The sequence below is a fragment of the Streptomyces sp. NPDC041200 genome (assembly GCF_055591805.1).
In genome coordinates, this window is record NZ_JBVIZF010000003.1 from 82807 (window position 1) to 96455 (window position 13649).

Genomic DNA, 13649 nt, shown 5'->3' on the forward strand with positions numbered 1-13649 from the left:
ACGTCGGTCCCAGCCTATTGCCTCCGCCGCCCGGGCCAGCCCGGTGGTGGCTTCAGCGACCCGGCTCCCCGTCCGCCGACGGGGTCTGCCGGGGCAGCGTGGGCTGGAGGACCAGCATCCGCTCGACCAGCCGCAGGAACATGGCGGCGGCGCGCAGCAGGTCGTCCGCGTCACGGCAGGTGGCCGCGCCCCGTATACCCGCCTCGGCGCGGGCCCGGCGCTCGGCGCCGGAGGCGAACAGGGTGCTCCACTCGGCCAGTTCGGGGGCGATCTCCGGGAGCACCTCCCAGGTGCTGCGGATGCGGGCGCGGCGCCGGGCCGAGGTCTCGGGGCGGCCCCGCACGGCGAGCACGGCGGCCGCCGCGCGCAGGGCGGCCAGATGCGCGGTGGCGAACCGTTCATTGGCGGTCTCCAGCCCGGCGGCCTCCTCCAGCCCCTGGTGGGCCTGGGAGAGCAGGTCGAGTGCGGCGGGCGGTGCGGCGGAGCGGCGGAGAACGGGGTGGACGTCGCTCGCGGGGCCAATGGGCGAAGGGGCAGGAGCAGGGGCGGCGGCACGGTGCCGGCGCTCCGCGGCGGTACTGGCCATGACGAACCTCCTGTCGTCGCGTGGCGGCCGGGTCGTGCGACAGAGCGACCGCCGTATGTGCCCATCGTGAGACACCCCACTGACAATCAGCCCTGACCTGCGCCTTTCTCTTCTCGCACTACCCCCGACACGAGTGCCCGACCCCTGATCCCTCATACTCAATTGAACTGACTAGTCAGTTCAAAAAGTTGATGATTCACACAGCTCACGCACACAGGGAGTGGTTCTCGTGACGGGCACCCCGGACGGGGTCGCCGGAGCGGCGGTGACGGCCCGCGGACTCGGCGTCAAGGGCTCACACGGCTGGGCGTATCGCGACGTCGGCGTCGCCGCGGACCCCGGGGCGCTGATCGCGGTCGAGGGCCCCTCGGGCTCCGGCCGCACCTGTCTGCTGCTCACGCTCACCGGCCGGATGCGCCCCACCGCCGGGGAGGCCGCCGTCGGCGGCTTCCGGGTACCCCAGGAGATGCGCCGGATACGCCGGATCAGCGCGCTCGCCCATGTGCCCGGCGTCAGCGAACTCGAACCGGCGCTGACGGTCACCGAGCATCTGCGCGAGCGGGCCCTGCTGCAGCGCCGGTTCGGGGACTCGCCGCGCGGGCTGCTGCGGCCGCGCCGGGAGCGCGCCGCCGCCTCCCGGGCCGCCATCGAGGCGGCCCTCACGGCGGCGGGGCTGGGCCTTGAGGCGCTGCCCAAGGGACCCCGTACGGCCGTACGGGACCTGGAGCGGCTGGAGGCGCTGCGGCTGTCGGTGGCGCTCGCACTGATCTCCCGGCCGCGGCTGCTGGCCGTGGACGACACCGACCTGAAGCTCTCGGACGCCGAGCGCGAGCGGGCCTGGGCGCTGCTGCGGGGGATCGCGGAGGACGGCACCACGGTCCTCGCGGTGTGCAGCCAGGCCCCGGAGGACGCCGTGCTGGTGTCCACCGCCGGAAACACGGACGACGAGGAGGGGGCGGCGGATGCGCTCGCCGAAACTGGCCGCGCTTGAGCTGAAGCGGTTCGGCAGGGGGAAGCTGCCCCGGGCGGCGCTCGCCGCCCTGCTCCTGCTGCCCCTGCTGTACGGCGCGCTCTACCTGTGGTCCTTCTGGGATCCGTACGGCAAGCTCGACAAGATCCCGGTGGCGCTCGTCAACTCCGACGACGGCGCCACCGCGAAGGGCAAGCACCTCACCGCGGGCGACGACCTCACCGAGAAGCTGCTCGACAGCAAGACCTTCGACTGGCACCGCACCAGCGCCGCCGAGGCGCGCGAGGGCGTCGAGAACGGCACGTACTACCTGTCGCTGACCGTGCCCGAGGACTTCAGCGAGCGGATCGCCTCCAGCTCCGGCAAGAGCCCGGAGACGGGCGCCCTCAGGGTGCGCACCAACGACGCCAACAACTACATCGTCGGCCAGATCTCCCGCAGCGTCTTCTCCGAGGTGCGCGCGGCGGCCTCCACCAAGGCGTCCCGGGGCTTCTACGACAACATCTTCGTGTCCTTCGCCGACATCCACGGCCGGACCGAGAAGGCCGCCAAGGGCGCCGACGACCTCGGACGCGGCATCGGCAAGGCCAGGACGGCCGCGGGTGACCTCGCCAAGGGCCTGGGCACGGCGAAGAAGGGCACCCACGGCCTGAAGTCCGGACTGATCAAGCTCAACAAGGGCGCCGGGACGCTGCAGACGGGCGCGGGCGGTGTCGCCGACGGCACCCAGACCCTGGCCGACACGGTGAACGGCGTATCGGAGAAGGCCGGTCCGTTCCTCAAGAAGCACGGCAAGGAGATCGGCGACGTCGCCCGGCTGGTCGCGGACGCCTCCCAGCGGGCGTCCGACAACCTGGACGACCTCCCCGACGATGCCTCCACCGCCGCCGCGGACGCCCGTGAGGCGTCCGACGAGCTGGCCGCCGACTACCGGACCCGCTGCGAGGGGCCGGTGACCACCACCCCCGACTGCCCGGCGCTGAAGAAGGCGGTAGGTGCGGCCGACCGCGCCGCCGACGTGGCCGAGGACGTCAACAAGCTCGTGCGGGACAACACCGGGCAACTCGACACCCTCGCGGCCGACTTGACCGATCTGCACGACAAGGCGCGACTGCTCGCCGACCGCGCGCCCCACCTGGGCACCGATCTCGACTCCGCGGTCAAGAAGGTGAACGCCCTCAACTCCGGGGCGCACAAGGTCGCCAAGGGCGCGGGCAAGCTGCACAGCGGGCTGACCACGGCCGGTTCCGCGGCGTCCACCCTGGACAGCGGGGTCGGGAAGCTGCGCACCGGGTCGACCTCCCTGAAGGGCGGCCTGGTCAAGCTGGCCGACGGCTCCGGCACGCTCTCCGGCGGGCTGCACGACGGCGCCGCGAAGATCCCCGCCTACGACAAGCACGACCGGGACGCCCGCACCGGGGTGATGGCGGACCCCGTCCAGCTCGTCAACCAGGCGCTGCACAAGGCACCCAACTACGGCACCGGTTTCGCCCCGTACTTCATCCCGCTGTCCCTGTGGGTCGGCGCGATGGTGGCCTACATGCTCATCCCGCCGCTCAACGCCCGGGCCGTCGCCGCGGGCGCCTCCTCCTGGCGCGTCGCGGTCGCCGGATGGCTGCCGGTCGCCGCGATCGGCGCGCTGCAGACGGTGGCCCTGATGGCCGTGCTGCACTGGGCGGTGGGGCTGGAGATGGTGCGGGCCGCGGGCACGGTCGGCTTCCTGGTGCTGGTGGCCGCCTGTTTCGCGGCGATCGTGCAGTGGCTGAACGCGCGCTTCGGACCGGCCGGGCGGATCCTCGTCCTGGCGCTGCTGATGCTCCAGCTGACCTCGGCGGGCGGCACCTATCCGGTGCAGACGAGCCCCGGTTTCTTCGGGGCCATCCATCCCTTCCTGCCGATGAGCTACGTCGTCGACGGGCTGCGGCGGCTCATCACGGGCGGCGGACTCGGCCCGGTGTGGGTCGGCTGCGGCGTACTGCTCGGCTTCGGCGCGGCCGCGCTCGCGCTCACCGCGTGGTCGGCGCGGCGCAGGCAGGTGTGGTCGGTCGACCGGCTGCACCCCGAGCTGTCCCTGTGAGCGGGACCACTCGGCCAGCGGGCAGAATCGGCTCCATGGACAGCAGCAGCACGCGCCGCCAGGGCACCCGGCAGAAACTCTTCGAGGCAGCGGTCACCCTCATCGCCGAACAGGGCTTCTCCTCCACCACCGTGGACGAGATCGCCGAGCGAGCCGGGGTGGCCAAGGGCACGGTCTACTACAACTTCGCGTCGAAGACCGTGCTCTTCGAGGAGCTGCTGCGGCACGGCGTCGAGCTGCTGACCGCCTCGCTCCAGAGCGCCGCCGACGAGAACGCCGAGCGCGGCGGCAGCCATGTGGACGCGCTGGACGCCATGGTCCGGGCCGGACTGGACTTCATCTCCCGCTATCCGGCGCTGACCCAGCTGTACGTGGCCGAGCTGTGGCGCACCAACCGGGCCTGGCAGTCGACCCTGATGATGGTCAGGCAGCAGGCCATAACGGTGATCGAGACCGAGCTGCGGGCGGGGGTCGCGGCGCGGGAGCTGAGCGACGACATCGACATCCCGCTGACCGCATCGGCGCTGTTCGGGATGGTGCTGGTGGCCGCGCTCGACTGGCAGTCCTACCAGCCCGAGCGGTCGCTGGACGACGTCCACGCCGCCCTGTCCCGGCTGCTGCAGGGCCGCGTGGGCGGAGCCCTGGCCAAGGGGGCCGGAGCGCTGACCAAGGGGGCTCCGGCTCCGGGCTGACGCCGCCCCCGCGGCCGCTGCCGCTGGGGCTGGGGCTGGGGCGGTCGCCCGCACGAAAACAGAAGGCGCTGTTCCGGAGCGGTTCGACCCCCATCGACCCGCCGCGGAACAGCGCCTCCCCCCGTACTCCCCCGTTTCCCCCGTACTTCCCCCGTTCTTCCCCCGTGAGAGCCCCCGGGGCGTATTCCCCGGCGGCTCCCCCGTCCGGAAGGCCACCGTGCCGTTCCGCCGCCCCGTGTCGGCGGTCCGGTCCGCGTCCTTCCGTGTGCTCCACTCTCTCGTTCGCGGGGGCGGCCGCCCATCCGCGCGCCTACTCATCTCGCCGACTAGGTACGGGTACTCAGTCAGCGCGCGCGGGCCCAGGGTTCGTCTGGGGACGACCGCGGGGCTGTCGGTGGGGCCGGATAAAGTCACTGGCATGGCACGGATTGCGGTGATCGGCGCTGGGATGGGCGCCATGGCGGCTGCCGCCCGGCTGGCCGTCGCGGGCCACCGGGTGGTGGTGTACGAGCGCGGGCCGACCCACGGCGGCGGGGTCGGGCTGTTCGAGCGGGGCGGATTCCGCTTCGACACGGGTCCGGGGCTGCTGCGGCTGCCCGCCGTCTACCGGGACCTGTTCGTGAAGACCGGCAAGGAAAGCCTGGAGCAGACGGTCCGGCTCACCCAGGTCGACCCGGCGGCTCGGCACCTCTTCGCCGACGGTACGGAGGTCCTGCTGCCCAACGCGTCACGCGCCGGGGTGCTCCAGGCGCTGGACGGCGCCTTCGGCGCGGGCGCGGGCGAGCGCTGGAGCGATCTGGTCAACCGGGCGCGCGAGGTGTGGGACGCCACCCGCCGACCGCTGCTGGAGGAACCGCTGCGCACCGACTGGCGGGTGCTGGGGGGCGATCCGTATCCGGCCGCGACCCCCGAGCGGCGCGGCTGGTTCGGCGGGCTCTTCGGGCGTGGCGGCGGCCGCCCGCAGGTCCCCACGCTGGCCGAGGTGGCGCGCCGCGAGCTGGGCGACGCGCGGGCCGCCGCCCTGCTGGAGGGCCATGCCCTCGCGCACGGGCTGGACCCGCGCGCCGCCCCCGCGAGCGCCACCGTGCTGCCCTATCTGGAGCAGACCTTCGGCACCTGGTACGTCGGCGGCGGAATGCGGGCGCTCGCCGACGCGCTGTACGAGCGCTGCGGCCGGCGGAAAGTGGAATTCCGCTTCGAGGCGGAGGTCACCGGCATCGTCGAGAAGGACGGCCGGGCGGCGGGCGTCGAGCTGGCCGACGGCACGGTCGCCGAGGCGGACGCGGTGGTCGCGGGCATCGACCCGGCCCTGCTGCCCGCCCTGCTCGGCGGCCAGGAGCCATGGCGGGCGGACGAGGACGTCACACCCGGGCCGGGGCCCGGCAGCGGTCCCCCCGGCCGCCTCACGGCCTTCCTGGCGCTGCGCGGCGGCCGCCCGGAGGGCGCGGTGCACCGGACCGTCGTGCACACCCCGGACCGCGACGCGGAGCTGGCCGCCGTCTTCGGCGCGGCGGGCAAGGGCGAAGGCGAGAGCGACGGCGGCCCGCGCCCGCCCCACGCCCGCCCCACGGTGACCGTCCTGCGCCCGGACGACCCCGCGACCCGGCCCGACGACGACCACGAGGCCGTCACCCTCAGCGCGGTCGTCGCCCCGCACGGACCGGTCGACTGGACCGAAGGGAAGGCCGCCGAGGAGGGCGCGGACCGGCTGATCACGGCCGCCGAAGCGGCCATACCGGGGCTGCGGGACCGGATCCTGTGGCACGAGGTGCGCACCCCCCGCGACACCGCCGCGGACACCGGGGTCGCGGGCGGCGGCGTGCCGGGCCCGGCGCTGGCCGGTGCCGAGGGCCGGTATCTGCGCCCCGCCAACCTCACCCGGCTCCCGGGCCTCTACCTGGCGGGCGGCTGGTCCCACCCGGGCGGCGGGCTGGCCCACGCCGGAATGTCGGGCGCGCTGGTGGCGGGCCTCATCGTCGAGGGCCAGGACTGGCGCGGCTCGCAATAAGCCGCGCCGGTCCCGGCCCTCATCGGACGGAGCGCGCCGGAGCGCGTCAGAAGCGGTACTGCTCGTCGTACCCCTGCTGGAATCCCTGCTGGTCGTGGGGGTACGGGGGCTGGTCCTGCTGCCCGGGCTGACCGGGCTGTCCGGGCGGAAGGTCGCCCTCGCGCTGCTGCGGGACCCAGGGCCCGCCCGGCTCCATCGCGTCGGCGCCCGGGGCGTAACTCTGCGGCGAGCCGTACGAGGCGTCCGCCGCGTAGTGGTCGCCGCCGCCGAACGCCCCGGCGGCGTACGGGTCCTGCTGGTAGCCCGCGTACGGGTCGGCGTACTGCTGCTGCCCGTAGGGCTGCTGCTGGGCGTAGGCCTGCTGGTCGTAGGCCCCGGCGTACGGGTCCTGGCCGTAGGCGGCGTACGCCTGCTGGTCCTGGTAGCCGTACTGCGCGGCGTCCGCGTACACGTCCTGGCCCTGGCCGTAGCCCACGTCGCCGTAGCCCTGGTCCTGGTATCCGGGGGCGCCCTGACCGTCCTGCGTGCCGTAACCGGCGTACGTCTCGTACGCGCTGTAGCCCGCGTTCGGGTCCACGTAACCGCCGGAGGCAGGGGTGAACGGGGACGGCTCCTCGTAGACGCCGTACTCGCTGGTGTCGTCCGGCATCGGCTCCGGCCGGTAGGTGGGCGGCTCGGGCCGCTCGACCCGGACGTCCTCGACATCGGAGATCTGGAGGGCCGGTTCGGGCTCCGGACCGGCCGGCAGCGGGTCGCGCTCGCGTCCGCGGCCCAGCCCCGGCAGCCCGGGGAGGCCTTCCAGGGCCCAGCCCTTCTCGAAGCCCTGGCGGAAGGAGAGGGTGACGTACGTCTGGCCGACCGCGAAGGCGATCGCGCCGATCGCGATCACCACCACCGCCGGGATCAGCACCCCGACGACCACGCCCAGAAAGCCGACGAAGGCCAGCAGCCGCCAGCGCAGCCGCGCCTTGTACTGCAGCAGTACCTCTCCCAACAGCCACAGCGCCACGACGCCGAAAGCGATGTAGAGGACCGTCCAGCCCATGCCCGCCCCTCTCAGTGCGGCTGCCCCTCGGCCGCCGTCATCAGGACCGCTGGTGCAGTCCCAGATTCTTGTAGATTTCCAGCGTCGCCGTGGAGTGGTTCAGGGTAATGAAGTGAAGCCCGGGGATCTCCTCGGCCATCAACCGCGCGCACAGCTCTGTCGCGTAGTCGATCCCGATCGAGCGTACAGCCGCCGCGTCGTCCTTCACCGCCAGGATGCGTTCGGCCAGCTCCGGCGGGAAGGCGGCGTTGCTGAGCTGCGCGAACCGCTCGATCTGCCTGACGTTCGTGACCGGCATGATCTCAGGGATGATCGGTGTCGTACAGCCCGAGGCCGCGACCCGGTCGCGCAGCCGCAGATAGTCCTCCGGATAGAAGAACATCTGGGTGATCGCGAAGTCGGCGCCCGCGCGGCACTTGTCGACGAAGTGACGGATGTCGGTGTCCCAGTCCGTCGAGCGCGGGTGCATTTCGGGGAATGCGGCGACGCCGACGCAGAAGTCCCCGGACTCCTTGATCAGGCGGACCAGCTCGGCGGCGTAGGTGATGCCGTCGGGGTGCTTGACCCAGTCCGCCATCGGGTCCCCGGGCGGGTCGCCGCGCAGGGCGAGCATGTTCCGGATCCCGGCACCGGCGTACTGGCCGATGATGTTGCGCAGCTCGGCGAGGGAGTGGTTGACCGCGGTCAGGTGCGCGACGGGGGTCAGGGTGGTGTCGGTCGCGATCTGCTCGGTGGCGCGGACGGTGCCCTCACGGGAGGAGCCACCCGCGCCGTACGTCACGGAGACGAAGGTCGGTGAGACAGCCTCCAGCCGGCGGATGGCGTTCCACAGCGTGTGCTGCCCCCTGTCCGTTTTGGGGGCGAAGAACTCGAAGGAATACGATTGCTCACCCGACGCGAGCAGGTCACGCACGGTAAGGGCTCGATCAGTCCTGGTGGAAGCGGTACCTAGGGCCATACGGGAAGGTTAGCCAGCCGGGTGGTCGGCGCCCACCCGGCAACGTGGTTATGGGGGTTTTGCCGGGCTCCTGTCCGCAATGCGGACGGAAAGATCGAGCCGGGCTCAACTCCGACACCTGCTAGACATCTGCCGCTCGCACACGCTTCGCCAGCGCTTCCGTGGCCGCCGCCGGATCCGTGGCCTCGGTGATGGCCCGCACCACGACAACCCGGCGCGCGCCCGCCTCCAGGACCTGGTCCAGGTTCGACGCGTCGATGCCGCCGATCGCGAACCAGGGCCGGGCCGGGCGCCGGGCGGCGGCGTGCCGGACCAGGGAGAGGCCGGGGGCATGGCGGCCCGGCTTGGTGGGGGTGGGCCAGCAGGGGCCGGTGCAGAAGTAGTCCACGCCGGGCTCGGCGAGGGCCGCGTCCACCTCGGCCTCGGCGTGGGTGGAGCGCCCGATCAGCGGGCCGTCGCCGAGGATGGCGCGCGCCGCCGGGACCGGCAGGTCGCCCTGGCCCAGGTGGAGCACGTCGGCGCCGCTGGCATGGGCGACGTCCGCGCGGTCGTTGACGGCGAGCAGCTTTCCGTGGCGGCGGCAGGCGTCGGCGAAGACGGCGAGGTGGTCCAGCTCCTCGGCGGCCTCCATGCCCTTCTCCCGCAGCTGGACGATGTCCACCCCGGCGGCCAGCACGGCGTCCAGGAACTCCGGCAGGTCGCCCTGGCGCTTGCGCGCGTCGGTGCACAGGTAGAGGCGGGCGTCGGCCAGCTGCTCGCGTGCGGTCATGGGTGGCTTTCCCCCCGGGTCGTGCGGCGTACGGGCCGGGGCAGCGGTCTGCCCGGCCCGTACGCCTGGTGGTGGTTCGGAAAACGGCGGACGGCGTCAGACGGCGAGCGCCTGCGCGCGCCGCTTCACTTCCGTGCCGCGATTCTCGCGCAGCGCCTGGGCCGGGGTGCCCGGCAGGCTCGGGTCAGGGGTGAAGAGCCACTCCAGCATCTCCTCGTCACTGAAGCCGTCGTCCTTGAGCAGTGTCAAGGTGCCCACGAGGCCCTTGACGACCTTTCCGTCACCGATGAAGTCCTCGGGCACCTGCAGCACCCGGTTCTCGCCACGGCGCACCGCGATCAGCTGGCCCTCCTTGACCAGCTGCCTCACGCGTGTCACCTCGACGCCGATCCGGTCGGCGACGTCGGGGAGAGTGAGCCAGGCGGGGACGAGAGCATCGATCTTTGCGTCAATCTCGGTCACAGGAACAAGCCTGCCATCTGGGACTGACAGTGGGTAGCCGGGCGTCCGCCGCGCGGGCCTCCGGATGCGGGGCCGCCGGTCCGGCCGGGCCCCGAACCCCTGCTCACCGAGGAGGTCCGGACGTCACAGAACGGCCGACTTCAGCGGAACGGAAGGATCCGTGGCCCGGGTGCGGTCCAGCCGGGCGCCGCGTTCGATCAGCTTGCGGCCCTGGGCCAGATCGCGCGGACGGCCGACCGCCAGCAGGGCGACCAGCGCCCCGTCCCGCAGCCAGCACACCGACCAGGCTGTGCCGTCCGGATCGCCCCGCCAGACCAGCTCGTCGGCGTCCGAGTGGTGTCCCGCGTACTGCACGAACCGCCCGAACTGCTCGGACCAGAAGTACGGCACCGGGTCGTAGACCTGGCCGGGGAAGTGCGCGGTGCGGCTGCCGACCACATTGGCGGCGACCGTCCGCGGCCCCTGGAGCGCGTTGTCCCAGTGGTGCACCAGCAGCCGGGTCCCGTAGCGGGCGGAGGGGAAGGACGCGCAGTCGCCGACCGCGTACACATCGGGCGCCGACGTGCGCAGCCCCTCGTCGGCGACGACCGACCGGTCCTCGGCGAGTTCGATGTCCGAACCGGCCAGCCAGCCGGTCGCGGGCCGGGCGCCGATGCCGATGACCACCGCACCGGCCCGCAGCCGGGTGCCGTCGCCGAGCTGCAGCCCGGTCCGGTCGAGCGCGGTCACCCGGGCGCCGGTGACCAGAGTGGCGCCGTAGTCCGCGTACCAGCCGGTCATATGGGCGGCGACCTCCGCCGGGAGGGCGCCCACCAGCGGCCGGTCCGCGGCCTCGACGACCGTCACCGCGCAGCCCGCCTCGCGGGCCGCGGTCGCGAACTCCGCGCCGATCCAGCCCGCCCCGACCACCACGATCTCCTCCTGCCGGGCGAGCACCGGGCGCAGCCGTTCGGCGTCGTCCAGGGTGCGCAGGAGGTGGACACCGGGCACGTCCTCGCTGCCGGGCAGGGCGATCGGCTCGGCGCCGGTGGCGATCACCAGGACGTCGTACGGGATCGGTCCTGACCCGGTCGTGACCGTCCGCCCGGCCGTGTCCAGCCCGGTCACGGCGACGCCGAGCCGCAGCCCGATGCCGAGCGCGGCGAAGTCCACGTCGAACGCGGACCCTTCGGCCTTGCCGAGCAGTACGGCCTTGGACAGCGGCGGCCGGTCGTACGGCTGGTGGGGCTCGGCGCCCAGCAGCAGGATCTCCCCGCTCCAGCCCTGCTCACGCAGCGCGACGGCGGTCTGCACCCCCGCCATGCCCGCGCCGACGATCACCACCCGCTGTCCGCCGCCACCCGCCGAGGACGCCATCGTCTTCGTCGTCTCATCGCTCACACGATCACTGTATTGCGGCAGGTGGGGCGGACCGGAGAGCGCACGACGAGATCTCGGGCACAGCCCGGCGGGCCGGACGCCCCGTCGTGTCGGGTGCGCGGGGCCTGCTGCCCGGTCCCGCCCGGGACGCTCCCTTCCGGCCGATTCGGGGCGCGTACTAGGGTGGCCGGACAGAGCACTCGCGGGAGCCTGGGCGCACCGGGCTGAGAGGGAGGCTGGCACGGCCTCCGACCGTACGAACCTGATCCGGGTCATGCCGGCGAAGGGAGGGGGCGACCAGCCCATGCACACCCCACACCACACACCTCGAGCACACCAAGCAGCCCACGCACCCCACGTGCCCCAGGGCAGCGCCGCACCGTACGACGTCCTGGTCATCGGCGGCGGCATCATCGGCCTGGTCACGGCCTGGCGGGCGGCCCAGCGGGGCCTGCGCACCGCCGTCGCCGACCCGGCCCCCGGCGGCGGGGCCGCCCAGGTCGCGGCCGGGATGCTGGCGGCCGTCACCGAGCTGCACTACGGCGAGCAGACCCTGCTCGGGTTGAATCTGGCCTCGGCGCGCCGCTATCCGTCCTTCGTGGCGGAGCTGGAAGAGGCGAGCGGCCATGACCTGGCCTTCCGCACCTGCGGCACCCTCTCGGTCGCGCTCGACGCGGACGACCGCGCCCATCTGCGCGAGCTGCACGCCTTCCAGCAGCGGCTCGGTCTGGACTCACAGTGGTTGACGGGGCGCGAATGCAGGCGCCTGGAGCCAATGCTCGCGCCGGGCGTGCGCGGGGGCCTGCGCGTCGACGGCGACCACCAGGTCGACCCGCGGCGGCTGGCGGCCGCGCTGCTGGCGGCGTGCGAGCGCGCCGGAGTGGCCCTCCACCGCGTCCGCGCCGAGCGGCTGCTGCTGGACGGCGACGGCGGCCGGGCCACCGGCGCCGAGCTGGCCGACGACGCGCGCACCCGGCTGACCGCCGGGCAGACCGTGCTGGCCGCGGGCAGCCTCAGCGGGCGGTTCCCGGGCGTCCCCGAGGAGGTCCTGCCGCCCGTACGCCCCGTCAAGGGCCAGGTGCTGCGGCTGTCGGTGCCCGGCCCGTACGCGCCCTTCCTGTCCCGGACCGTGCGGGCCGTGGTGCGCGGCGGCCACGTCTACCTCGTGCCGCGCGAGAACGGCGAGCTGGTCGTCGGCGCGACCAGCGAGGAGCTGGGCTGGGACACCACGGTCACCGCGGGCGGGGTGTACGAGCTGCTGCGCGACGCGCACGAGCTGGTGCCCGGCATCACCGAACTGCCGCTCGTCGAGACCCTCGCCGGGCTGCGCCCCGGCTCCCCCGACAACGCCCCGCTGCTCGGCCCGACCGAGCTGCCGGGCCTCCAGCTGGCCACCGGCCACTACCGCAACGGCGTCCTGCTGACCCCGATCACCGGCGACGCCATGGCCGAGGCGCTGACCAGCGGCGAACTCCCGCCCGAGGCGCGGCCGTTCTCCCCGCGGCGCTTCGCGGCCACCGCGAATCCCCCAGCGGCAGCGCAGACGGCGGCAGGACAGACAGCAGCCGCACAGACAGCGGCAGCACAGGCAGCGGCAGCACAGGCAGCAGCAGTACAGGAGCACACCGCATGACCGTCACCCTGAGCGTCACCGTGAACGGCGAGCCCCGCGAACTGCCCGGCGGGACCACCCTCGACGGGGTCGTCGCGACCCTCACCCAGGCGCCCTCGGGCGTCGCCGCGGCCGTCAACGAGACGGTCGTCCCGCGCGGCCAGTGGCCCGCGACCCCGCTCGGCGACGGCGATCGCGTCGAGGTCCTCACCGCGGTCCAAGGAGGCTGACCCTCATGTCTCACCCCATAACGTCGCACCCCACGACGCTGGATCAGGTCCTCACCGACGCCGATCCGCTCACCATCGCCGGTACGTCCTTCGGCTCCCGCCTGATCATGGGCACCGGCGGCGCGCCCAGCCTGGACATCATGGAGCGGTCGCTGATCGCCTCCGGCACCGAGCTGACCACGGTCGCGATGCGCCGCCTGGACCCCGCGGTGCAGGGCTCGGTGCTGTCCGTACTGAACCGGCACGGCATCCGCCCGCTGCCCAACACCGCGGGCTGCTTCACCGCCGGGGAGGCCGTGCTGACCGCCCGGCTCGCCCGCGAGGCGCTGGGTACCGACTGGGTGAAGCTGGAGGTCATCGCCGACGAGCGCACCCTGCTCCCCGACCCGATCGAGACGCTGGACGCCGCCGAGACCCTGGTGGACGACGGCTTCACGGTCCTGCCGTACACCAACGACGACCCGGTGCTGGCCCGGAAGCTGGAGGACGTCGGCTGTGCCGCGATCATGCCGCTGGGCTCGCCGATCGGCTCCGGCCTCGGCATCCGCAACCCGCACAACTTCCAGCTGATCACCGAGCGGGCCCAGGTCCCGGTGATCCTCGACGCGGGCGCGGGTACGGCGTCCGACGCGGCGCTCGCCATGGAGCTGGGGTGCGCCGCGGTCATGCTGGCCTCGGCCGTGACCCGCGCCCAGGAGCCGGTGCTGATGGCCGGGGCGATGCGGCACGCGGTGGCCGCGGGGCGGCTCGCGCACCGGGCGGGCCGTATCCCCCGCCGCCACTTCGCCGAGGCGTCGTCCCCGGCCGAGGGGCTGGCCGCGCTCGACCCGGAGCGGCCCGCCTTCGCGTAACGCGGCCGAAGCGGCCGACGCGGCCGTCCG

The 13649-nt window shown here is 73.6% G+C and carries 13 protein-coding genes and 1 riboswitch; of the genes, 7 read left to right on the forward strand and 6 right to left on the reverse strand.

Annotated features, from left to right (window positions below):
- Window positions 1–52: 52 nt before the first annotated feature.
- Entirely contained in the window at window positions 53–586 is a 534-nt protein-coding gene (locus ACZ6CL_RS09995) for an SAV_6107 family HEPN domain-containing protein (protein ID WP_468933539.1), read from the reverse strand.
- A gap of 220 nt (window positions 587–806) precedes the next feature.
- Between ACZ6CL_RS09995 and ACZ6CL_RS10000 the strand changes: the two genes are divergently transcribed.
- From ACZ6CL_RS10000 to ACZ6CL_RS10015, 4 genes are all read left to right on the forward strand, one after another.
- Entirely contained in the window at window positions 807–1577 is a 771-nt protein-coding gene (locus ACZ6CL_RS10000; protein ID WP_468933541.1) for an ATP-binding cassette domain-containing protein, read from the forward strand.
- Window positions 1549–3633, forward strand: coding sequence for a YhgE/Pip family protein (locus tag ACZ6CL_RS10005; RefSeq protein ID WP_468933543.1), 2085 nt, complete (start codon window positions 1549–1551; stop codon window positions 3631–3633). Before ACZ6CL_RS10000 ends, ACZ6CL_RS10005 begins: the two co-directional genes overlap by 29 nt.
- Window positions 3634–3668: 35 nt before the next feature.
- Window positions 3669–4325 carry a TetR/AcrR family transcriptional regulator gene (locus tag ACZ6CL_RS10010; protein ID WP_468933544.1) on the forward strand — a complete coding sequence of 219 codons (657 nt, stop codon included), beginning with the start codon at window positions 3669–3671 and terminating at the stop codon, window positions 4323–4325.
- A 418-nt stretch (window positions 4326–4743) separates the two neighbouring features.
- Window positions 4744–6333 (forward strand): phytoene desaturase family protein, encoded by a 1590-nt coding sequence (locus ACZ6CL_RS10015; protein ID WP_468933547.1) that lies wholly within the window; start codon window positions 4744–4746, stop codon window positions 6331–6333.
- 46 nt (window positions 6334–6379) lie between these two features.
- Here ACZ6CL_RS10015 and ACZ6CL_RS10020 read toward each other — a convergent pair whose 3' ends face one another.
- From ACZ6CL_RS10020 to ACZ6CL_RS10040, 5 genes are all read right to left on the reverse strand, one after another.
- Window positions 6380–7378 (reverse strand): hypothetical protein, encoded by a 999-nt coding sequence (locus ACZ6CL_RS10020; RefSeq protein ID WP_468933549.1) that lies wholly within the window; start codon window positions 7376–7378, stop codon window positions 6380–6382.
- Between the two features lie 40 nt (window positions 7379–7418).
- Window positions 7419–8336 carry a methylenetetrahydrofolate reductase [NAD(P)H] gene (metF, locus tag ACZ6CL_RS10025; protein WP_468933551.1) on the reverse strand — a complete coding sequence of 306 codons (918 nt, stop codon included), beginning with the start codon at window positions 8334–8336 and terminating at the stop codon, window positions 7419–7421.
- A 121-nt stretch (window positions 8337–8457) separates the two neighbouring features.
- Window positions 8458–9105 carry a thiamine phosphate synthase gene (thiE, locus tag ACZ6CL_RS10030; RefSeq protein WP_468933554.1) on the reverse strand — a complete coding sequence of 216 codons (648 nt, stop codon included), beginning with the start codon at window positions 9103–9105 and terminating at the stop codon, window positions 8458–8460.
- 96 nt (window positions 9106–9201) lie between these two features.
- Window positions 9202–9567 (reverse strand): Rv2175c family DNA-binding protein, encoded by a 366-nt coding sequence (locus ACZ6CL_RS10035; RefSeq protein WP_468933557.1) that lies wholly within the window; start codon window positions 9565–9567, stop codon window positions 9202–9204.
- 123 nt (window positions 9568–9690) lie between these two features.
- The gene (locus ACZ6CL_RS10040; protein ID WP_468935166.1) at window positions 9691–10923 is read right to left on the reverse strand and encodes an NAD(P)/FAD-dependent oxidoreductase; all 1233 of its coding nucleotides are present in this window, start codon (window positions 10921–10923) and stop codon (window positions 9691–9693) included.
- Between the two features lie 195 nt (window positions 10924–11118).
- Window positions 11119–11232, forward strand: a riboswitch (TPP riboswitch).
- Between ACZ6CL_RS10040 and thiO the strand changes: the two genes are divergently transcribed.
- From thiO to ACZ6CL_RS10055, 3 genes are all read left to right on the forward strand, one after another.
- Window positions 11231–12559 (forward strand): glycine oxidase ThiO, encoded by a 1329-nt coding sequence (gene thiO / locus ACZ6CL_RS10045; protein ID WP_468933559.1) that lies wholly within the window; start codon window positions 11231–11233, stop codon window positions 12557–12559. (Overlaps the previous riboswitch by 2 nt.)
- Window positions 12556–12768, forward strand: coding sequence for a sulfur carrier protein ThiS (gene thiS / locus ACZ6CL_RS10050; RefSeq protein ID WP_385447833.1), 213 nt, complete (start codon window positions 12556–12558; stop codon window positions 12766–12768). Before thiO ends, thiS begins: the two co-directional genes overlap by 4 nt.
- A gap of 5 nt (window positions 12769–12773) precedes the next feature.
- On the forward strand, window positions 12774–13619 hold the full coding sequence (locus ACZ6CL_RS10055) for a thiazole synthase (protein ID WP_468933562.1): 846 nt from the start codon (window positions 12774–12776) through the stop codon (window positions 13617–13619).
- Window positions 13620–13649: the final 30 nt, after the last annotated feature.